Raw genomic sequence first — 18,600 nt, 5'->3', positions numbered from 1 at the left:
TCACAGGGATGGAGGCCGGTAACAGCCCCACCCATCGCTCCCCATCAGGGGAGCGAGCGCATTCGGGATAACCCAATGATCTTGCCTATCTGGACCAGCCCATGAGCGACAATCTCGCCTTCTGGCTGAGCTATCTGACCAATGGCAAGCACCTGACCTGGTATGCCAGCTTCCAGTTCACCATTTTTGCGGCGCTCGCCGGCGGCATGCTGGCAGTGATATTCGGTCTTGCCGGCGCTACGTTGAAGAACTCTCGCTTCTTTGCGCTGCGGCTGATCGGCTCGACCTATTCCTCTATTGTGCGAGGCGTCCCGGACGTACTGTTCTTCTTGTTCTTTCCGCTGGCCTTCGAACAGGCTGTCGAATGGTTCATGGCCAGCCAGGTCTGCACCCCAGAAACCCTCGCCGCTCAATCCGCCACCTGGCCGCCCTGCAAGGAGGCCAACTGGTTTCTCGGCACGCCCGAATATCTGATCCTGGCCTCGGTCTCGCTCGGTCTGGTCTATGGCGCCTTCGCCACCAATGTGATCCACGGCGCGATGCGCTCGGTGCCCCAGGGCCAGCTTGAAGCCGCACGCGCCTATGGCATGTCGGCCACGCAGGTGCTGTGGCGCGTCCATATTCGCCAGATGTGGGTCTACGCCCTGCCTGGCCTCTCCAATGTCTGGATGCTGATCGTCAAGGCGACCTCGCTGCTGTCGCTGCTGCAGATCGCCGATATCGTGCTTTGGGCCGATCGCCTGGGCGCCCCCAATTATCTGTCCGCGGTCGGCCTGGTCCATGACGACTGGCGCTGGCGCTACTACCTGGTGCTCTTCGTTTTTTATATCCTGGTGACCTTCGCCTCCGAAAAGGCGTTTGGCGCGCTGATGAATCGCGCCGGTCGGGGCATTCTGAGCGAGGCGCGCTCATGACCTGGTTCATTGAGGAACTCGCCCTGTTCGCGCCGGCGATCGTGTTCAACATCTACTTTGCCGTGGCCTCGATCCCGCTTGGCTTCGTGGCGGCAGTGTTTCTGGCGCTCGGCAAGGACTCTGCCAATCCGCTGATCTCGCGCCTTAGTCGCGGTTTCATCTACGCCTTTCGCGGCTCACCGCTGTTCATCCAGTTCTTCATGATCTATTCGCTGACCCTCTCCTTCAATATCAGCTTGTGGAAGCCATTGGGCCTGTCCTGGTTCGTGCTGCATCCCCTGTTCATCGGTCCGCTGGTGCTGACACTGAACACGGCCGCCTATACTGCCGAAATCTTCTATGGTGCCCTGCGCGCCGTGCCACGCGGCGAAGTCGAGGCCGCCCGCGCCTATGGCATGAGCCGGCGCCAGCAGTTCCGCCAGGTAGTCTGGCCCAATCTGATCCGTCTGGCCTGGCCGGCCTATACCAATGAAGTGGTATTCCTGTTCCACGCCACCGCAATTGTCTATTTCGCGCTGCCGGTGATCGGCCTGCAGAAGGACGTCATGATCACCGCCAAGGAATTGTTCGAACGCGACTACAACGCCTTTCTGCACTTCTCGGTAGCGGCGCTGTACTTCCTTGCCGTATCGCTGGTGATCTTCTTCCTGTTCGGGCTGGTCTATAAACGGCTGATGCGGCACATGCCGGCCGCGCCGCGCATGCGGTTTATGCCCAAATGGATCAGATAGGCTCACCATGAAAATCATCGCCGATTTATGCATCGTCCCGATGGGCGTAGGCCCATCGGTCTCGGCCTATGTGCGCGAAATCCGCACCATCATCGAGGCCTCGGGCCTGGTGCATGTCATGCATGCCAACGGCACCAATATCGAGGGCGAAATGGCCGCAGTCACCACATTGGTCGAGACCTGTTGCGCCCGCCTGACCGAGCTGGGCGTCGAACGGGTATTCTGCACCATGGTGTTTTCCACCCGCACCGACAAACCCCAATCCATGGCCGACAAACTCGCCAGCCTCGACCAGTAGCATTCCACAATGTCCATTGGACGGCACCAGATGACGCTGGCCATTAGCACGTCCGCACCTCGGCCACGCTCAATTGCTACAAAGTCGACACTGCCAACGCGTCCGCGCATGGTCGCCTGCCAAACCAGGCGCCAGCATTGCCAAGCTGATCCTGCGGATTCGGGCATCTGCGCGCAGCCTACCCGGCGATTGCCGCCAACTGCCTCTCGGCTTCTGCCTTGACCACCCCTGCCCGCCCCGGCACGCGGGTCAGCAGATAATGCAGCATCTCGGCGGGGTCCAGCGGCCGGGCAAAGTAGTAACCCTGCAATTGGTGGCAGGCGAGCTCGGTCAGGAACATTGCCTGTGCCCGCGTCTCGACGCCTTCGGCGGTGATCTTGAGCTGGAGCGTGCGACCCAGCGCGGCGATGGCTTTGAGGATGTCGCGCGCCACGTCATCCTCGCCTGAGGCGTGAACAAATGAGCGGTCGATCTTGATCTTGTCGAACGGAAATTTCAGCAGATGGCTCAAGCTGGAATAGCCGGTGCCAAAATCATCCATGGCAATGATGACGCCCAGCGCGCGCAGCTCGCCCAGCTTGCGCACCACCTCGTCGGGGTCTTCCAGCAACAGACCTTCGGTGATTTCGATCTCTAGCCGGCCCGGTGCCAGGCCGGACTGGTTCAGCGCCTTCTGCACCACCTGCGCAACATCGGAACGCCGGAAGTGCTTGGCCGACAAATTCACCGCAACGTTTAAATGTTCAGGCCAGTCGACGGCCGTCAGGCAGGCCTGCTGGATGGTCCAGTCCCCAATATCAACAATCAGATTGGAGTGCTCGGCAACCGGGATGAACTCGGCCGGCGGCACGGGGCCCCGGCTCGGATGGTTCCAGCGGATCAGCGCCTCGAACCCGACCGGCTGCTCATCCTCAGCCGACACCATGGGCTGGTAGTACAGCACCAGTTCGCCCTTGGTTATGGCATCACGCAGCTCTACCTCGATCATCCGGCGCTCGCGCGCCGCATTGTCCATCTCGCTTTCAAAGAACCGGTAGACGCAGCGTCCATCGTCCTTGGCGCGGTATAGCGCCAGATCGGCGTGACGCAAGATTTGATCAGGCCGCGTGCCGTTCACCGGCGCCATGGCGACGCCGATGCTCATGCCGATATTCACCTCGTCGCCATCAAGAAGATAGGGTCGCCGGACCTCTTCGATGAGCTGGTCGGCCAGCCGGGCAACGCTGTCGGCATCGCCGCTATTGGGCAGTATGATGGCAAACTCATCGCCCCCCAACCGGGCTGCCAGACCTGGCTCCTGCACCAGGCCGGCAATCCGCTTGGCCACCTGCGCCAGCAGACGGTCACCAGCCAAATGCCCCCAGCTGTCATTGACCGACTTGAACCGATCCAGATCCAGGACCATCACCGAGAACGGCGCACCATAGCGTTCCAGTCGCCCCACGCAGCTATTGAGCTGTTCGGTGAACTTGTTGCGGTTCAACAGACCCGTCATCACATCGTAATGGGCCAGCGTCGTCATACGGCGCTCTGCCAGCTTGCGCCCGGTGACGTCCGAACCGGTTCCGATATAACCCACAAAGGCGCCGAACTCATCGCGCGCTGGGGTGCCCGTCAGGCTCCACCAGCAGTCTGTCCCTGCTGCCGTCACACGCAGCTCGATATCCTGAAATGTCTCCTGCGCGGCGATATCGCGTATCAACTGGCCCATGAGCGGGTCGTCGGGCGGCGTGATACCCTGCATGAAGTACACGAAATCCGCGCCAACCAACTCTTGCTCGGCCACACTGGTTGCCGCGGTGAAGCCGCTCGACATGCGGTTGATCGCGCCCTGGGCATCAAAGCCCCAGATCCAGTCTGAAGTGCTTTGCTCGAATTCGCCCAGCAGGAGCCCGATAATCTCGCGCTTCTCGCGCAACTGCCCCTCTGAGGCTCGATGCGCAACAAAGGCCGCCGCGTGGTCGAACGTGATCCGCGCCATGATGGCGGTGAACGCCATCAGCAACACCGCCTGCACCCACAGGTCAGGCGAGGAGCCGATCCCCAACGCCGTCCCCAGCACGCCGACAAGCAGCGGGATGGTGAACGCCGCCAGCGCCTGTGGGTAATTCACCAACGCCATCATCGAGATACAGAGCAGCCCGCCGGCCACGATCGTGGCGGCGCCGCGCACCGTGCTGTTCATATCAACCGGCAACAAATTGAACACCACACCCCACAGCGTGCCCAGCATCAACGCATACAGCACCGTGCGCGCAGGTGATGTGCCTGCCTGCTGACGGCTTTCCAACGCGGCGAACTTCCGGGCCAGAAACACGGCGTGCGCCTGCAGCAGGTTAATCATGCCAATGATAGCGGCCAGCAACCAGAACCCGGAAGCGCCCCAGCTCAGAAGCAAGAACACCGCTGACACCACGACCGTGCCACCCAGCATGGCAGGCATCATCACGCCCACTGATTCCAATTGCTGGCGCAGCAATTTCTGCCGCACAGCCAATGGCAGGACGTCCGCGCCAATGGCGCGATCAACGAACCCATTGACCAGGGAAATCAGGCCCGTCTTGCCGGTGACACTCATGCCGCGAGCTTGAACGAAAGCCCTTAATTTTACGTGAGTTTGGCGACCCGCATGCCATTCATTCGTGTCACAATGGCACATCTACAGTCCCAGTTTCTGGCAGGCCCAGATCCCACAAAAAACAACTCACGTTAAGCCGCCATTCAAGCCGCCTCACTAGGTTCGGCCGCGTGGGACCCCGGCGAATCGCGTGTGGAGAGCGTCAATGAGTGTACAATTTAAACCCGTTCCTGAAGCTGCTCTGACCGGAAGCCTGAGGGATTTTCGCTCGCCGCAGGGCACCGATCTGATGCAGCGGGTGACCGGCTTTTATAAGTGGCAGGACCTGCGCCGCGATCATGATCTGTGGCCCTACGCGCGCTCCACCGCATCGGCGCCGCAGGCACGCTGTAACGCCCTGAGTGACGCCGGCGACAGCTTCGCGGGTATCAACTTCGCCAGCCAGGACTATCTGAGCCTTTCATCGCACACTGCCATCAAGCAGGCCGCGATCGAGGCCATTGGCGAATATGGCGTGCACAGCGCCGGATCCGCGGCGCTGTTGGGCAACACCACCAACTCGCTCCTGCTCGAGCAGGGTCTTTCGGCGTTTCTGGGTGGTCGTGAGATCGTGCTCTATCCCACCGGCTGGCAGGCCGGCTATGGCTCGGTCCAGGGCTTCGTACGCAGCGATGACCACGTCGTCCTCGACATTCTCGCCCATTCCTGTCTGCAGGAAGGTGCCAAGGCCGCCACGCGCAACATTCACTATCACGGCCACCTCAACCTCGACGCGCTGACCCGCAAGCTGGAACGCATCCGCGCCGCTGATACCGAGAACGGTATTCTGGTGGTGACCGAAAGCCTGTTCTCAATGCACTCCGATACGCCCGACCTGGCTGCCATGCGCGCCCTGTGCGATCGGTTCAATGCCACCCTGCTGGTCGATTGCGCCCATGATCTGGGCTCTGTGGGCGATGATGGCCTTGGCCATCTTGGCCTGCAGAACGCGATGGATAGCGCCGACATCATCATCGGCAGCTTCTCCAAGACTTTCGCCTCCAATGGCGGCTTCATCGCCGTCAAGACCAGGGCTGCGGCCGAATATCTCAAGTATTACAGCGCCACCCACACTTTCTCCAATGCCCTGTCCCCCGTGCAGGCTGCCACGGTGCTGACCGCCCTCAAGATCGTGCGCTCTGAGGAAGGTCGCGTCCTGCGCCGCAAATTGATGGACAATATCCTTTACCTGCGCGCCGAATTGTCCCGCGCCGGCCTGGAGGTGCTCGGCGATCCATCGCCCATCGTGCCCGTCAGCCTGGGCCTGGAGGGTGTTGGGCGCTTCGCTTCGCGCCATCTGATGGCCCGAGGCGGTATTGCCAATCTGGTGGAATACCCGGCGGTTCCCCAAGGCGGCGCCAGGTTCCGCTTCCAGGTTATGGCATCGCACAGCCGGCAGGACATCGAGGAGGTCGTCACCATCCTGGCCAGCGCCATGCGCGACGCCGATCTTGAATATCGCCTGGGCCACGAAGGCGGGAAAGCCATTGCGCTTCCCGGCGCCCAGGACGCAAGCGTCTAGTTCTGATCCGTCGCCGCCATGGGTGTCTTGGTGCCCATGACTGCCGCTATCTTGCCCAGCAGGCGCGGCAGATCCACAGGTTTGGTATCGAAGTCGATGCAGCCAGCAGCCAGTGCCTTGACGCGATCGGATTCAAACGCGCTGGCGGTCAGGGCGATGATTGGCACGGCTGCGGTCGCCGGATCGGCCCGGATGCATCGCGTTGCTTCATAGCCGTCCATCTCGCCCAGCCCGATATCCATCAGGATCACATCGGGCATCAGCAATTTGGCGGCGGTAATGCCGCTTGGGCCATCCTCGGCAAAGCGAATGGCGAAGCCTCGCCGCTCCAGCCGGCGTCCCAGCACATCACGATTGATCGGGTTATCCTCGATAATTAGGATCAGAGCCATTCACCATCCATTCTAAACTGCGGCGTCTTTGGTGCGCCCGCGTGTTGCCTTGAGCGCGGCCAGAGTTGCCTTCACCTTTGCCGCGTCCAACGGCTTCATCACAATGCCATCTGCCCCCGCGGCGAGCGCCTTACCACGTTCCGCCAGAATGGAAATCATGATCACGGGGATGTCAGCCGTCGCCGGATCGGCTTTAAGCGCCGCCAGCACGTCCCAACCATCGAACCCGGGCATCAGAATGTCGAGGAAAATCGCAGCCGGCTTGACGGTTCGTGCGAGTTGCAGTGCCGACTGTGGCGCGTCCGAACAGATCGGCGTGTAATTCTCGCGGACGAACAGCCGCTCGGCTAAATCCAGAAAATTGGGGTCGTCATCAATCACCAGAATCCGTTGGCGCTTGTCGTGCTCCAGAGGCTCGCTCGACCCGGCCTTGCCAGCAGAACTCTGCTGATCATCCTCGGCCTCGTCAAGAAACTCTCTCTCCGCGGGCGTGAGCTTCTCCTCCATTGGGTTACTCTGCGGCGCCGCCGCAGCTGGCTCAACCCGCACCGGCAGACGAATGGTAAAGCGGCTCCCCCGACCCACTTCGCTCTCAATCTCAATTTCACCGCCCATCAGCCGGCACAGATTCTGACTCAGCGACAGTCCAAGCCCGGTGCCGCCATAGACCGCAGCAATCTTGGCATTTGCCTGGCTAAAATTTGAAAACAGCATCGACTGCTGCTCCCGGGAAATGCCGATACCAGTGTCGAGTACGGCGATTTCAATCCAGCTCCCATCGCGCCTGGTCGCCAGGGTGATGGTCCCATTATGGGTAAATTTGGCGGCATTCGACAGCAGGTTGAACACCGCCTGACGCAATTTGGTTGCATCGGCACGGATCACCCCGAGATCGTCACCGCGCTCGATGACGAAGCTGTTGCTGTTCTTGGCGGCCATCGAGCGGCCGGTGGATGCAACTTCGTCGATCAAATCGTGCAGATCCACATTCTCGATGTGCAGGGCCATCTTGCCCGCCTCAATCTTGGAGATATCGAGAATGTCGTTGACCATGGCCAGCAGATGTTTGCCGGCGGCGCTGATCTTTTGCAGATCGGCGATCTGCTCGCCACGCCCGTCCAGTTCGGCGTCCTCCAGCAGGAGTTCGGCATAACCCAGTACGGCATTGAGCGGCGTGCGCAGCTCGTGACTCATCTTGGCCAGAAAGTCGGACTTGGCATTATTGGCCCGCTCGGCCTCGTCCTTGGCGCTGGTCAGGGCCTTCAACGTATATTGGTGCCGGCCAATTTCCTTGATCAGCTCGGACTGGCTGTCTACCACGCTTGAGTAGTAGGCCGCCATCATGAACACATAGATATTGGCCCCCAGCGCCGACAGCACGCCGGCCACCACCATGTTTTCGATCGCAATGTGCTCGGGGAAATCGCCATAAACGTGCACCCCGTACAACCCCCCCAGACCCAGCGTGATCTGGGCCAGTACGAACACTCGGGCGGTCCAGCTCGAGCCCATATACATGAACGCCAAAAGCGGCGTCAGCACGAACCACACCAGGAATGGTGAGCTGGCACCGCCGTAATTATAGGTACCCCACAAGATGCAGAAGGACAGGTTTGTCACCGAGGCCATTGCCAGCAGCGTATAGGCGCGCGGAAATAGCTTCACCAGCGCCAGAAATGGCCAGAAACCATAGATGGATGCCGCCAGAATAAGCACATGCGGCCAGGGGTCAGGATCGGCAAACCACAGAAACAGCGGAATCGGTGTCGCGATGAACGGCCCGAAAATGTGGCTGATAATGAACATCTGCACGCGCTTGCGCGTGTGCAGGTCCTTTGCCAGATGCGGAGCGATGAACCAGTCCACCACTCTAGCGAAAGCCATCGTAATTTTCACTTTGCGCCTCACGCCGGTACTCGCCGCAGAGTGGGCACAACACTTTTAGAAGTCGTAAACTATTGCACCGCGGTACACTAAGCCCACAACCTTTGGCCGTGCACCAGCCCTATAGCTGCACAAGTTGATGCTCAAGGGCTGTCATCACACCGCGCAGTTCGGCCAGGCCTTTCATTCGGCCAATTGTCGGATAGCCCGGCTGCGACCGCCGTCCCAGATCATCCAGAATATCCTGGCCATGATCGGGCCGCATGGGGATAGAGTGATCCTTGCGGCCGGCCGCCTTGCGCTTGCGTTCTTCACGCAGCACCGCAGCGATCAGCGCCACCATATCGGTGTCACCCGCCAGATGCTCGGCTTCGTAGAACGATCCCACAATGGCGTCATTGTCGCGCTTGACGTTGCGCAGGTGCAGGAAGTGCACCTTGTCGCCGAGCCGTTCCATCATGCCGGGCAGGTCGTTGTCCGGACGCGCGCCAAGCGAACCAGAACACAGTGTCACCCCGTTGGCCGGGCTATCGACTGCATCGAGGATATAGGTGTAGTCGGCCTCGGTTGACATCACCCGCGGCAACCCCAGCAAGGCGAATGGCGGATCATCGGGGTGACAGCAAAAGCGCAGGCCCAGATCCTCCGCCAGTGGAATGATCGCCTCAAGGAAATCGACAAAATTCGCCTGCAACCGCTCGCGACTGATGCCGGCATATTCGGACAGATGTGCTCGCACATCATCCAGCGACATGGATTCGGTGGAACCGGGCAACCCCATGGTCACATTGCGTGCCAGCTGCTTCTTGCCGGCATCGTCCAGCGCCGCCGCGCGGCGACCGGCCTCATTTGCAATCGCATTGGTGTAATCGGCGCCGGCGCCGTTTCGCTGCAGAATATGGATATCGAATGCCGCAAAATCATGGATATCAAACCGCATGCATGAGCCGCCATTGGGCACGCTCCACTGCAGATCAGTGCGAGTCCAATCCAGGACCGGCATGAAATTGTAGCAGATCACCTCAATGCCGCTATCGGCCAGGTTGCGCATCGAAAGCTTGTAGTTCTCGATATGACCGCGCCAGTCATTGTTCTGTTTCTTGATGTCTTCCGACACCGGCAGGCTTTCTACTACGTCCCAGCTCAGTCCCGAGGCCATACCATCCCTGCGGGTGGCGATTTCTTCATGCCGTTTGGCGATCTCTTCGGTCGTCCACACCACGCCATTGGGCACGTGATGCAGGGCGCTGACCACGCCCTGAGCGCCCACCTGTGTGATATCGTCAATGCTGCACAGGTCTTTGGGCCCGAACCACCGCCACGTCTGTCGCAAGATAGTGCTCCATATTCTTGTATGGTAGTGCCATGCCACAACCGGGTGCGGCTGAGAAGGTCTATTTGTTGGCGGGTTCAGCCAGGGCCACGACGGGCAGGCATTGGCGCACCATGGGCACGCCCGATTTCATCGCAAATCCTTGTCATAGACAAAGCGCGGCATTTCCCATTTCCAGACAATGGCCATCACCCGCAGGGAAAAACCGATGGTCATTGCCCCGATGATCACCAGGTCAAGCGGCCAGCCCAGCATCAGGCCGCCGAAATATACAATCCCGGTCAGCGCCGACACCGTCGCGTACAGCTCCCCGCTGAACACGAGCGGGATGTCGTTGCACAGCACGTCGCGCAAGATGCCGCCGACAATCCCCGTCAGCATGCCCGCCATGATCACGATCACCGGGTGCTGTCCCATCTCCATGGCCACATTGCAGCCGATGATCGTAAACACCACCAGGCCCAGCGCATCGAGCAGCAGGAATGGCCAGCGCAGCTTGTGCACCGCGCGCGCGATGACAATGGTGAGCAGCGCCGCCCCGCAGGCCAGCACGAGCAGCCAAGGATTGCTCACCCAGACCAGCGGATAGTGGCCCAGGATGATGTCGCGCGCCGAGCCGCCCCCCAACGCCGTCACACAGGCAAGCATGCAGACCCCGAACCAGTCCATCTGCCGCCGCCCGGCCGCCAGAGCCGCCGTCATCGCTTCAGCGGTGATGGCAATATAAAAAATGGTGATGAGCATCTGGTCCTGCCGTCATAATCGGGTTTGTGCACGCTAAGCTATAGCGCACCATGCCCGTGTCCAAGCCGGAGCTCATCATGCGCCAACCCAGCAGCGTCAAGGGTCTTGAATATCTCGGTCGCGTCCGCCTGTCGTCCAACTTCTTCCTGCGTGACTTTCTCTATTCCGAGATAGCGACCATCCACGCCATACCCAATATTCCTGACGACCCCGAGCTCGCTATCGCGGCTGGCACCGCCTTGTGTCAGAACCTGCTTGAGCCGCTGCAGGCTCGCTTCGGCCGCATTGCCATTCGCTCCGCCTACCGTTCGTCGGCGGTCAACCATTTTGGCAATATCAACAAGCTCAATTGCAGTCGTAACCAAGCCAATTATGCCGGCCATATCTGGGACCGCCGCGACGCTGATGGTCATATGGGGGCCACCGCCTGCATCGTGATCAATCGCTTCGTGCCCTATTACGAGCGCACCGGCGACTGGGAGGCCATGGCCTGGTGGGTGCATGATCATCTGCCCTATGGCGAGATGGAATTCTTCCCCAAGCTGGCCGCTTTTAATCTGACCTGGTCAGAAGGACCCAGGCGCCGGATCTCGAGCTACATCCCGCCCCGCCGCGGCCTGCTGACCGACCCCGGCATGGCCAACTGGTCTGGCAGACATGACAGCGCCTATGCCGCCATGCTGGGCGAACTGGGCACATAGACCCGGCTCATCGGTCCTGCGCCCTCCCTCCCCCTTGTGGGGAGGGTGGCCCCGAAGGGGTCGGGTGGGGGTTTGCCTCCGAGAATTCCGAGCGCGTACTCCCCCACTCTTGATCCCTCCCCACAAGGGGGAGGGAAACGCAGGAGCCGAAACGTCAGCTACAGAAAATCCGCCCGCAGCGGCGTAAACACATCGATCAGCCGGCCCTTTTCCAGCGCCAGCACGCCGTGCACCAGCCCCGAGGGCACGATGAAGCTGCCACCGGTCCCCACCGTCTCGGTCACCCCGTCAATGGTCACCTCGAAGCTGCCTTCGGCGACATAGCTGACCTGGACATGCGGATGGCTGTGCAGCGCGCCAACGGCGCCCTTGTCGAAGCCGAATTCCACCTGCATCAGCTCGGGCGTGTGGATCAGCACTCGCCGCGTATTGCCCGGCGCCAGTTCGATGGTCTCGCCTTCGTCCGCCTGCGCGAACAGTTTCTGCTCAGTCATGATTCACCTCGCCAGCCAGCCGCCATCCACAGGGATGACGGCGCCATGCATATAGTTGGATGCACGCGACAGCAGGAACACCGCCGTGTCGCCAATGTCTGATGGAACACCCCAGCGTCCCACCGGAATACGGCCCAGAATAGCGGCCGACCGGTCCGGATCGGCCCGCAGTGCCTCGGTATTGTTGGTCTCGATATAGCCTGGCGCGATCGAATTTACGTTGATGCCCTTGGCCGCCCACTCATTGGCCAGCAACCGGGTAATCCCCAACACACCGCTCTTTGCTGCGGTATAGCTGGCCACCCTGACGCCGCCCTGGAAACTCAGCACCGAGGCGATGTTGACGATCTGCGCGCCACGGCCAGCGGCCAGCGACTTCCTGCCCAGCGCCTGACAAAGGAAGAACATCGATTTCAGATTGACGTCCATCACCTCGTCCCAATCGGCCTCAGTGAAATCCACCGCGTCGGCACGCCTGATGATCCCGGCATTGTTGACCAGCCCGTCAATCGGTCCTTGTTCGGCCCAGGCCGCATCAAACATCGCCTGCGCTGCCGCGGTCGAACCCAGATCGGCCTTGACCGCGACAAACGCCGCCCCCGCATCCGCCAACAGGTCCGCCGTCTCATCCATGCCCGAGCGTCCGACGCCGATCACCTTGCCACCGGCCCGCCCGACACTCAGCGCGATGCCTTGCCCGATGCCCGTATTGGCACCGGTGACCATCACGGTCTTGCCCATAAGGCTAAATGCAGAAAGGTCGATCACAGCAGTTCATCCATCCCGATCTTTTCAACGTCGGTATAGTCGACATTGTCGCCCGCCATTGCCCAGATGAAAGTATAGGAGCCCGTGCCAGCACCCGCATGGATCGACCAGGGTGGGGAAATGATCGCCTGCTCATTGCGCACGATCAGATGGCGCGTTTCATCCGGCTCACCCATCAGGTGCACGACGATTGCTGCGGGATCGAGTTCGAAATACAGATAGGCCTCCATGCGCCGATCATGGATGTGGGCGGGCATGGTGTTCCACACCGAACCCGGCGCAAAGCTGGTCAGCCCCACCACGAGCTGGCAGGTCCTGACGCTGTCGGCGTTCACGAACTGGAAGATTGAGCGTTCATTGGCCGCTTCCTTGCTGCCCAGATCGAGGCGCTTGGCATCAGCCTGACGGATCAATTTGGTGGGATGCTGCATATGGGCTGGCGCACTGAGCAGATAGAATTTTGCCGGCGTGGCGGCATCGGCCGAAGCAAAGCGCACATCCTTGTTGCCCATGCCGACATAGAGCATGTCCTTAGTGCCAACGGCATGGACAACACCATCCACCTCAATGGTGCCTGCCCCCCCGATATTGGCGGCAATCAACTCGCGACGATCGAGGAAGTTCTCGGTGCCGGTCGGCTTGATCGCCGCCAGCTCGAGCGCGCTGGCGCCCGGCATCGCACCGCCAACGGCCATCCGGTCATAATGGGTATAGGTCCAGTTCACCCCACCCAGGGTGAACAACTCCTCGATCAGGAAGTGCTCACGCAACTCCTCGGTATTCATGGCGCTCGCGCTCACCGGATCAATGGCAAAACGGATATCGAAATCGGTGCTCATGGTCTGTCCTGTGTCCTGTCTATTGATCGCGTAGCCGCTGGCGATAGCGCTCCTGGCTAAGCCAGAGATGCTGGCGCATCGCCTCGCGCGCGCCCTCCGCGTCCTGCGCCGCGATGGCCTGGAGAATGGCGAGGTGCTCTCGCTGCAGTCCCTGCTGGTATTCCAGCGTCAAGGAGCTTTCTGTACGCCAGGGCGAGACCACATCACATGGAATAGTCCGGCTGCCCAGACCATCGAGCACCTCGATGTAGAATGGATTGTTGGTTGCTGCAGCGATGGCGCGATGGAACGCGAAATCGGATTTGCCGGTGGGTGCTCCCTGCGTGAGCAGGCGCTCGAACTCGTTCCACGCCTCCTGGATCGCGGCCTCCTGGCTGGCACTACGCCGTAAAGCGGCCAGGGCAGCAGCCTCGATCTCAATGCCCATGCGCACTTCGAGCACATTGAGCGCCACCGAAATCTTGTTCGAGCGCTCCGCCCCAATGGCGGCAAACGCACTGGCAGCATTGGTCATCACGAAGACGCCGGCACCCTGCCGCGACTGCACCAGGCCATCAGCGGACAGTGCGGCGATGGCCTCACGCACCACGGTGCGGCTGACCCCGAAGATCGCGGTCATCTGGTTCTCGGTGGGCAGTTTGCCGCCCGCCTCGTACTCGCCTTCACTGATCCGTTTGCGCAGCGCTCCGATCACCAGATCAGCCAGTTTGGGCCTTCTGGCGGGCGCAAGCCTCTCGTCATTCACACTCATCAGTTCCCCCGGAACAGCGCCGGCAGCCACAGCGACAGGGCAGGAATATAGGTAACAAGGCCCAGCACCGCGACGCCGGCGCCATAGAACGGCCAGATCGAGCGCATCGCTTCCCAGATCGATATCTTTCCCACGGCAGCGGCAACAAACTGCACGGGCCCCAGGGGTGGCGTATTGAGCCCAATCCCCAGATTGAGGATCATGATCACCCCAAAATGCACGGGATCGACGCCGAACGAACTTACCACCGGCAGGAAGATCGGCGTGGTAATGATGATGAGCGGTCCCATATCCATGAACGTGCCCAGCACCAGCAGAAGCACATTGACCAGCAACAGGATGACCAGTGGATCGTCCGAAATATTGGTCATGAAATCAATCATGATGGTGGCGATCTTGAGATAGGCCATCAGCCAGCCGAACGCGGCCGCCGCACCGATAATGAACAGCACCATGGCAGTCGTCTTGACGGCGTTCAGCGTCGAGTGGACAAACTCATTCCAGCTCATCGTGCGGTACACGAGCAGCGTCACCAGCAGCGCATATAGCACCGCGATACAGGAGCTTTCGGTCGCGGTAAAAATTCCCGACCGCACACCGCCAAAGATGATGGCAATCAGCATCAGGCCGGGAATGGCAATCACCAGATAGTGCCCGACCATTCCGAAGCCCGGAAACGGTTCGGTCGGATAGCCCCGCCTGCGCGCCACCACATAGGCCGTCAGCATCAGTGCGCCGGCCAGCAACAAGCCAGGAATGACACCAGCGGTAAACAGGTCGGCAATCGAGATATTGCCGCCGCCAGAGATCGAATAGATGATCATGTTATGGCTTGGCGGCATCAACAGGGCGATCAACGCCGCCATGGACGTCACATTTACTGCATAGTCGGCGCCATAGCCGCGTTCCTTCATCTGCGGCACCATAATGCCACCAATGGCAGCAGCCTCCGCCACGGCAGACCCGGATATACCGCCGAACAGCGTCGACGCCAGAATATTGACCTGACCCAGGCCTCCCCGCACATGCCCGATCAACGACCCGGCAAAGGTGATGATCCGCGAGGCAATGCCACCGCGCATCATCAGGTCACCGGCATAGATGAAGAAGGGAATGGCCATCAGCGTAAACATCGACACGCCGGAATTCAGCCGCTGAAATACCACGACCGGCGGCAAGCCCAGATAGACCACGGTCGCAAAGCTCGCGATGCCCAGGCAGAAGCCGATCGGTGTTCCGATGATCATCAGCCCGATGAACACACCAAAGAGAATGAGAAATTCCATCGTTCTGTCAGACCTCGGTGATTTCGTTCGGGTTGACGTCATCAACCGGCTCGCCTGCCAGGCGAAGCGCCATGCGCTCAATGATGAAAAGGCAAATCAGCGCGCCCGACACGATAATCGGGAAATAGGTGAATGAGGTGGGCAGCCCGATCACGGGAATTGTCGTCGACCAGAACCGGATCGCCAGTTCCGAACCGTAGAACACCATGCCGCCCGCAAAAATAAAGATGAAGACGTCGCTGATGCCACGCAGCCACGGCAATGAACCATTGGGCAACACATAAAGCAGTACGTCGAAGCCCATGTGGAACTTCTCGCGCACGCCCACGGCTGCCCCAAGGAAGATAAACCAGCTCATGACCATGATGCCGCCGCCTTCGGTCCAGGCGGGGGATGAGTTGATCACAAAGCGCATGAAGACCTGATAGGCAACAATACTGGTCATGGCCACCAAACCAAATCCGGCCAGCCATAGGGCGAGGGTGGATAGGCGTCCAAGCACGCGGCTCACCGACAGCAGCCAGACTCTCAAGATAGCCTCCCGGGTAAACGCGGCCACCACGCCGCCTTGTTCAACAATCAGGCCGGCACCGAAATGCCGGCCTGAGACTGTGACTACTTGGTCGCCTGGATACGGGCGACCAGGTCCTGCAGCGCAGGATCGGTGACATATTTTTCATAAACCGGGGCCATGGCTTCGATAAACGGAGCCTTGTCCACTTCGTTGATAACCGCGCCGGCGGCTTCAACCTTGGCCTTGGAAACGAGTTCCTGTGCAACCCAGAGCTCACGCTGCCTGGCCACGGATTCCTTGGCGGCTGCCTGAACGGCCGCCTGGTCCTCGGCCGACAGGCGATCCCAGACGATCTTGGACATTACCAACACTTCGGGCACCATCAGGTGTTCATCGAGCGAATAGAACTTGGCAACTTCGAAGTGGCCCGCAGTGTCGTAGCTTGGGTAGTTGTTCTCAGCACCGTCGATAACGCCGGTCTGAATGCCCGAATACACTTCGCCATACGGCATTGGCGTGGCATTGCCGCCCAGCGCCTTGACCATGTCGACAAAAACGTCCGACCCCATCACGCGCAGTTTCATGCCATCAAGGTCAGCAAGCGAGTTGATTGGCTTGCCACTATTGTAGAACGAGCGGGCGCCACCGTCGTAATAGGCCAGTGCCTTCAGATCCACAGCATCAAATGCCGCAAGGATTTCGTCACCGATCGGGCCGTCAAGCACGGCATGGAAGTGATCGACCGAGCGAAAGATATAGGGCAGCTGTGTCACGGTGGCCGCTGGCACCTGAGTGCCGAATGCGCCAATCGAGATACGGTTGAGATCAATCACGCCGAACTGGGTCTGTTCGATTGTGTCTTTTTCTTCGCCCAGCTGAGCCGAGTGGAACACCTCAACCGTGTAACGGCCACCGGTCTTTTCACTCAGCAGTTCGCCGAAATACTTGACCGCCTCAACGGTCGGATAGCCATCGGGATGCGTGTCCGATGAGCGCAGCGCCGTCTGGGCACTGGCTGTTGAAACCATCAGGGTTGCAGCGACGAGTGCCGTCGCTGCCAGTTTAGGCAGATGAAACATAGATGTCCTCCCAAATGTCTGATGACACCAGTCGGGCACATCCTCCGAGCCCGTCGCAACCGATGCCGTTCATTGCAGCACAGGGTTGCCCCCGCCACTCAAGCCCGATGCATTTCCTGAACCCTGCCCCGACCTTGGTCTGTAAACTGGTATGGAAGAACCGCAGGATAGTCAACATACAATAATGTTCATGTTGTATGATGAATTTCAGACACCCATGGCCCGCCTCAACGCCTATCACCAAACAGTAGCGCCGCCAGGGATGACCCGGGCGGCGCTGCCACATTCTCAAAACTGTCGAACACTGATTAGATGTGGATCGCACCGTCACCGAGGGAAAGAGCCGCTTCACGCACCGCTTCCGACAGGGTCGGGTGGGCATGGATTGAGCGGGCCAGATCTTCGGCGGCACCAGAGAATTCCATCAGAACTACCAGTTCGTGGATCATCTCGCCGGCATTCTTGCCGACGATATGGGCGCCCAGCACCCGGTCCGTGTCGACATCGGCCAGGATCTTGACGAAGCCCTGCGTCGCCAGCATTGCCTTGGCCCGTCCATTGGCACTGAACGGGAATTTGCCGATCTTGTACTCAATGCCATCGGCTTTGAGTTCATCCTCAGTCTTGCCCACGCTGGCAACTTCGGGGCTGGTATAGACCACCGACGGAATGGCCCCGTAATTCACGTGTCCGGCCTGCCCGTTCAGGATTTCGGCCACGGCAATGCCTTCATCCTCGGCCTTGTGCGCCAGCATCGGGCCAGCAATCACATCGCCAATCGCATAGATGCCGTCGACCGAGGTCTTGTACTGGCCATCCACCCGTACCCGGCCACGCTCGTCCAGCGCCACGCCCACAATGTCGAGGCCTAAGCCTTCAGTGTAGGGTTTACGGCCAATGGCCACCAGCACCACATCGGCATCGAGCAACTCGACCGCGCCACCCTTCGCCGGCTCCACACTCACCTTGAGCGAACCATCGTCCTGCTTGTCGACGCCAGCCACCTTGCTCGAAAGCTTGAACTCCATGCCCTGCTTTTGCAGCATGCGCTGGAACTGCCGCGCCACTTCGCTGTCCATGCCAGGCAGGATGCGGTCCAGATACTCAACCACCGTCACCTGGCTGCCCAGGCGCGCCCAGACGGACCCCAGTTCGAGACCGATCACGCCCGCGCCAACCACGACCAGCTTGCCCGGCACCTTTTCCAGGTTCAGCGCGCCGGTAGAGGTTACGATCTTCTTCTCGTCGATCTCGATCCCCGGCAAATTGGCCGAAACCGACCCCGAAGCGATCACGATATTCTTGCTGTCGATCTCGATCATCGCGCCATTCTGCGGCGTCACATGCACCTTGCCTGGCGCTGCGATGGTGCCAATACCCTGGAACGTGGTGATCTTGTTCTTCTTGAACAGGTAATCCACCCCACCAACATTGGCGGCAACCGTCTCGGTCTTGTGGGTCATCATCTGCTTGAGGTTCAGCACTGGCGCGGGAATATCAATCCCCAGCGCCTTGAAGCCATGCCCGGCCTCCTCGAACAGCTCTGAAGCGTGCAGCAGCGCCTTGGACGGGATGCAGCCGATGTTCAGGCAGGTGCCGCCATGGGTGGCCCATTTCTCCACCACGGCAACCTTCATGCCAAGCTGCGACGCGCGGATCGCTGCGACATAGCCGCCCGGACCCGAGCCGATAATGGTGAGGTCAAAAACGTCTGCCATTGGAAGCCCCGAAAC

The 18,600-nt window shown here is 60.2% G+C and carries 18 protein-coding genes; 5 read left to right on the top strand and 13 right to left on the bottom strand.

The features are described 5' to 3' along the window. Positions 1–101 precede the first annotated feature (101 nt). The 3 genes from Q8O80_RS00195 to Q8O80_RS00185 are packed head-to-tail and all read left to right on the top strand — an operon-like array spanning position 102 to position 1,943. Positions 102–914, top strand: a complete 813-nt coding sequence (locus Q8O80_RS00195; RefSeq protein WP_305575682.1) for an ABC transporter permease subunit — start codon at positions 102–104, stop codon at positions 912–914. After that, positions 911–1,645 carry an ABC transporter permease gene (locus Q8O80_RS00190; RefSeq protein WP_305575680.1) on the top strand — a complete coding sequence of 245 codons (735 nt, stop codon included), beginning with the start codon at positions 911–913 and terminating at the stop codon, positions 1,643–1,645. The genes Q8O80_RS00195 and Q8O80_RS00190 overlap by 4 nt, the downstream gene beginning before the upstream one ends. 7 nt (positions 1,646–1,652) lie before the next feature. Further along, complete coding sequence (locus tag Q8O80_RS00185; RefSeq protein ID WP_305575678.1) at positions 1,653–1,943, top strand: MTH1187 family thiamine-binding protein; 291 nt, start codon at positions 1,653–1,655, stop codon at positions 1,941–1,943. 178 nt (positions 1,944–2,121) lie between these two features. On the opposite strand, the gene Q8O80_RS00180 is transcribed toward Q8O80_RS00185, so the two are convergent. Continuing rightward, positions 2,122–4,521, bottom strand: coding sequence for a bifunctional diguanylate cyclase/phosphodiesterase (locus tag Q8O80_RS00180; RefSeq protein WP_305575676.1), 2,400 nt, complete (start codon positions 4,519–4,521; stop codon positions 2,122–2,124). A 205-nt stretch (positions 4,522–4,726) separates the two neighbouring features. Between Q8O80_RS00180 and Q8O80_RS00175 the strand changes: the two genes are divergently transcribed. Further along, positions 4,727–6,082, top strand: coding sequence for a pyridoxal phosphate-dependent aminotransferase family protein (locus tag Q8O80_RS00175; protein WP_305575675.1), 1,356 nt, complete (start codon positions 4,727–4,729; stop codon positions 6,080–6,082). Here the strand turns inward: Q8O80_RS00175 and Q8O80_RS00170 are convergent. The 4 genes from Q8O80_RS00170 to Q8O80_RS00155 form a co-directional block, all read right to left on the bottom strand. Further along, positions 6,079–6,474, bottom strand: a complete 396-nt coding sequence (locus Q8O80_RS00170; RefSeq protein ID WP_305575674.1) for a response regulator — start codon at positions 6,472–6,474, stop codon at positions 6,079–6,081. The two genes, Q8O80_RS00175 and Q8O80_RS00170, sit on opposite strands and share 4 nt — an antisense overlap. A gap of 12 nt (positions 6,475–6,486) precedes the next feature. Beyond that, the gene (locus Q8O80_RS00165) at positions 6,487–8,358 is read right to left on the bottom strand and encodes an ATP-binding protein (protein ID WP_305575672.1); all 1,872 of its coding nucleotides are present in this window, start codon (positions 8,356–8,358) and stop codon (positions 6,487–6,489) included. A gap of 121 nt (positions 8,359–8,479) precedes the next feature. After that, positions 8,480–9,691 carry a mannonate dehydratase gene (gene uxuA / locus Q8O80_RS00160; protein WP_305575670.1) on the bottom strand — a complete coding sequence of 404 codons (1,212 nt, stop codon included), beginning with the start codon at positions 9,689–9,691 and terminating at the stop codon, positions 8,480–8,482. A 129-nt stretch (positions 9,692–9,820) separates the two neighbouring features. Further along, positions 9,821–10,435 carry a trimeric intracellular cation channel family protein gene (locus Q8O80_RS00155; RefSeq protein WP_305575668.1) on the bottom strand — a complete coding sequence of 205 codons (615 nt, stop codon included), beginning with the start codon at positions 10,433–10,435 and terminating at the stop codon, positions 9,821–9,823. A gap of 77 nt (positions 10,436–10,512) precedes the next feature. Between Q8O80_RS00155 and Q8O80_RS00150 the strand changes: the two genes are divergently transcribed. Next, a complete protein-coding gene (locus Q8O80_RS00150; RefSeq protein WP_305575666.1) occupies positions 10,513–11,136 on the top strand; it encodes a hypothetical protein in 624 nt (207 codons plus the stop codon). 158 nt (positions 11,137–11,294) lie between these two features. On the opposite strand, the gene Q8O80_RS00145 is transcribed toward Q8O80_RS00150, so the two are convergent. The 8 genes from Q8O80_RS00145 to lpdA form a co-directional block, all read right to left on the bottom strand. After that, complete coding sequence (locus Q8O80_RS00145; protein ID WP_305575664.1) at positions 11,295–11,630, bottom strand: cupin domain-containing protein; 336 nt, start codon at positions 11,628–11,630, stop codon at positions 11,295–11,297. 3 nt (positions 11,631–11,633) lie between these two features. Then, entirely contained in the window at positions 11,634–12,371 is a 738-nt protein-coding gene (gene kduD, locus Q8O80_RS00140; RefSeq protein WP_305575720.1) for a 2-dehydro-3-deoxy-D-gluconate 5-dehydrogenase KduD, read from the bottom strand. 23 nt (positions 12,372–12,394) lie between these two features. Further along, positions 12,395–13,237, bottom strand: a complete 843-nt coding sequence (gene kduI / locus Q8O80_RS00135) for a 5-dehydro-4-deoxy-D-glucuronate isomerase (protein WP_305575662.1) — start codon at positions 13,235–13,237, stop codon at positions 12,395–12,397. Between the two features lie 19 nt (positions 13,238–13,256). Next, the gene (locus Q8O80_RS00130) at positions 13,257–13,988 is read right to left on the bottom strand and encodes a FadR/GntR family transcriptional regulator (RefSeq protein WP_305575660.1); all 732 of its coding nucleotides are present in this window, start codon (positions 13,986–13,988) and stop codon (positions 13,257–13,259) included. Then, positions 13,988–15,274 carry a TRAP transporter large permease gene (locus tag Q8O80_RS00125; protein ID WP_305575658.1) on the bottom strand — a complete coding sequence of 429 codons (1,287 nt, stop codon included), beginning with the start codon at positions 15,272–15,274 and terminating at the stop codon, positions 13,988–13,990. The genes Q8O80_RS00130 and Q8O80_RS00125 overlap by 1 nt, the downstream gene beginning before the upstream one ends. A gap of 7 nt (positions 15,275–15,281) precedes the next feature. Next, positions 15,282–15,833 (bottom strand): TRAP transporter small permease, encoded by a 552-nt coding sequence (locus Q8O80_RS00120; protein WP_305575656.1) that lies wholly within the window; start codon positions 15,831–15,833, stop codon positions 15,282–15,284. A gap of 56 nt (positions 15,834–15,889) precedes the next feature. Next, positions 15,890–16,867 (bottom strand): TRAP transporter substrate-binding protein, encoded by a 978-nt coding sequence (locus tag Q8O80_RS00115; protein ID WP_305575655.1) that lies wholly within the window; start codon positions 16,865–16,867, stop codon positions 15,890–15,892. Between the two features lie 308 nt (positions 16,868–17,175). Further along, the gene (gene lpdA / locus Q8O80_RS00110; RefSeq protein WP_305575653.1) at positions 17,176–18,585 is read right to left on the bottom strand and encodes a dihydrolipoyl dehydrogenase; all 1,410 of its coding nucleotides are present in this window, start codon (positions 18,583–18,585) and stop codon (positions 17,176–17,178) included. Between the last annotated feature and the right edge of the window lie 15 nt (positions 18,586–18,600).

Origin of the sequence: Devosia sp., assembly GCF_030689745.1 — a bacterium.
Lineage (GTDB): Bacteria > Pseudomonadota > Alphaproteobacteria > Rhizobiales > Devosiaceae > Devosia > Devosia alba.
The sequence above is the reverse complement of the archived record's forward strand: the minus strand, read 5'-3'. Positions and strand labels throughout refer to the sequence as shown.

Excerpts from the sequence above, each read along its gene's own strand:
- Q8O80_RS00180 (WP_305575676.1), bottom strand. The coding sequence starts at position 4,521 with ATGAGTGTCACCGGCAAGACGGGCCTGATTTCCCTGGTCAATGGGTTC.
- Q8O80_RS00170 (WP_305575674.1), bottom strand. The coding sequence starts at position 6,474 with ATGGCTCTGATCCTAATTATCGAGGATAACCCGATCAATCGTGATGTG.
- Q8O80_RS00190 (WP_305575680.1), top strand. The coding sequence starts at position 911 with ATGACCTGGTTCATTGAGGAACTCGCCCTGTTCGCGCCGGCGATCGTG.
- Q8O80_RS00145 (WP_305575664.1), bottom strand. The coding sequence starts at position 11,630 with ATGACTGAGCAGAAACTGTTCGCGCAGGCGGACGAAGGCGAGACCATC.
- kduI (WP_305575662.1), bottom strand. The coding sequence starts at position 13,237 with ATGAGCACCGATTTCGATATCCGTTTTGCCATTGATCCGGTGAGCGCG.
- Q8O80_RS00155 (WP_305575668.1), bottom strand. The coding sequence starts at position 10,435 with ATGCTCATCACCATTTTTTATATTGCCATCACCGCTGAAGCGATGACG.
- Q8O80_RS00185 (WP_305575678.1), top strand. The coding sequence starts at position 1,653 with ATGAAAATCATCGCCGATTTATGCATCGTCCCGATGGGCGTAGGCCCA.
- Q8O80_RS00125 (WP_305575658.1), bottom strand. The coding sequence starts at position 15,274 with ATGGAATTTCTCATTCTCTTTGGTGTGTTCATCGGGCTGATGATCATC.
- Q8O80_RS00165 (WP_305575672.1), bottom strand. The coding sequence starts at position 8,358 with ATGGCTTTCGCTAGAGTGGTGGACTGGTTCATCGCTCCGCATCTGGCA.
- Q8O80_RS00150 (WP_305575666.1), top strand. The coding sequence starts at position 10,513 with ATGCGCCAACCCAGCAGCGTCAAGGGTCTTGAATATCTCGGTCGCGTC.
- Q8O80_RS00130 (WP_305575660.1), bottom strand. The coding sequence starts at position 13,988 with ATGAGTGTGAATGACGAGAGGCTTGCGCCCGCCAGAAGGCCCAAACTG.
- kduD (WP_305575720.1), bottom strand. The coding sequence starts at position 12,371 with ATGGGCAAGACCGTGATGGTCACCGGTGCCAATACGGGCATCGGGCAA.
- Q8O80_RS00195 (WP_305575682.1), top strand. The coding sequence starts at position 102 with ATGAGCGACAATCTCGCCTTCTGGCTGAGCTATCTGACCAATGGCAAG.
- lpdA (WP_305575653.1), bottom strand. The coding sequence starts at position 18,585 with ATGGCAGACGTTTTTGACCTCACCATTATCGGCTCGGGTCCGGGCGGC.
- Q8O80_RS00175 (WP_305575675.1), top strand. The coding sequence starts at position 4,727 with ATGAGTGTACAATTTAAACCCGTTCCTGAAGCTGCTCTGACCGGAAGC.
- Q8O80_RS00115 (WP_305575655.1), bottom strand. The coding sequence starts at position 16,867 with ATGTTTCATCTGCCTAAACTGGCAGCGACGGCACTCGTCGCTGCAACC.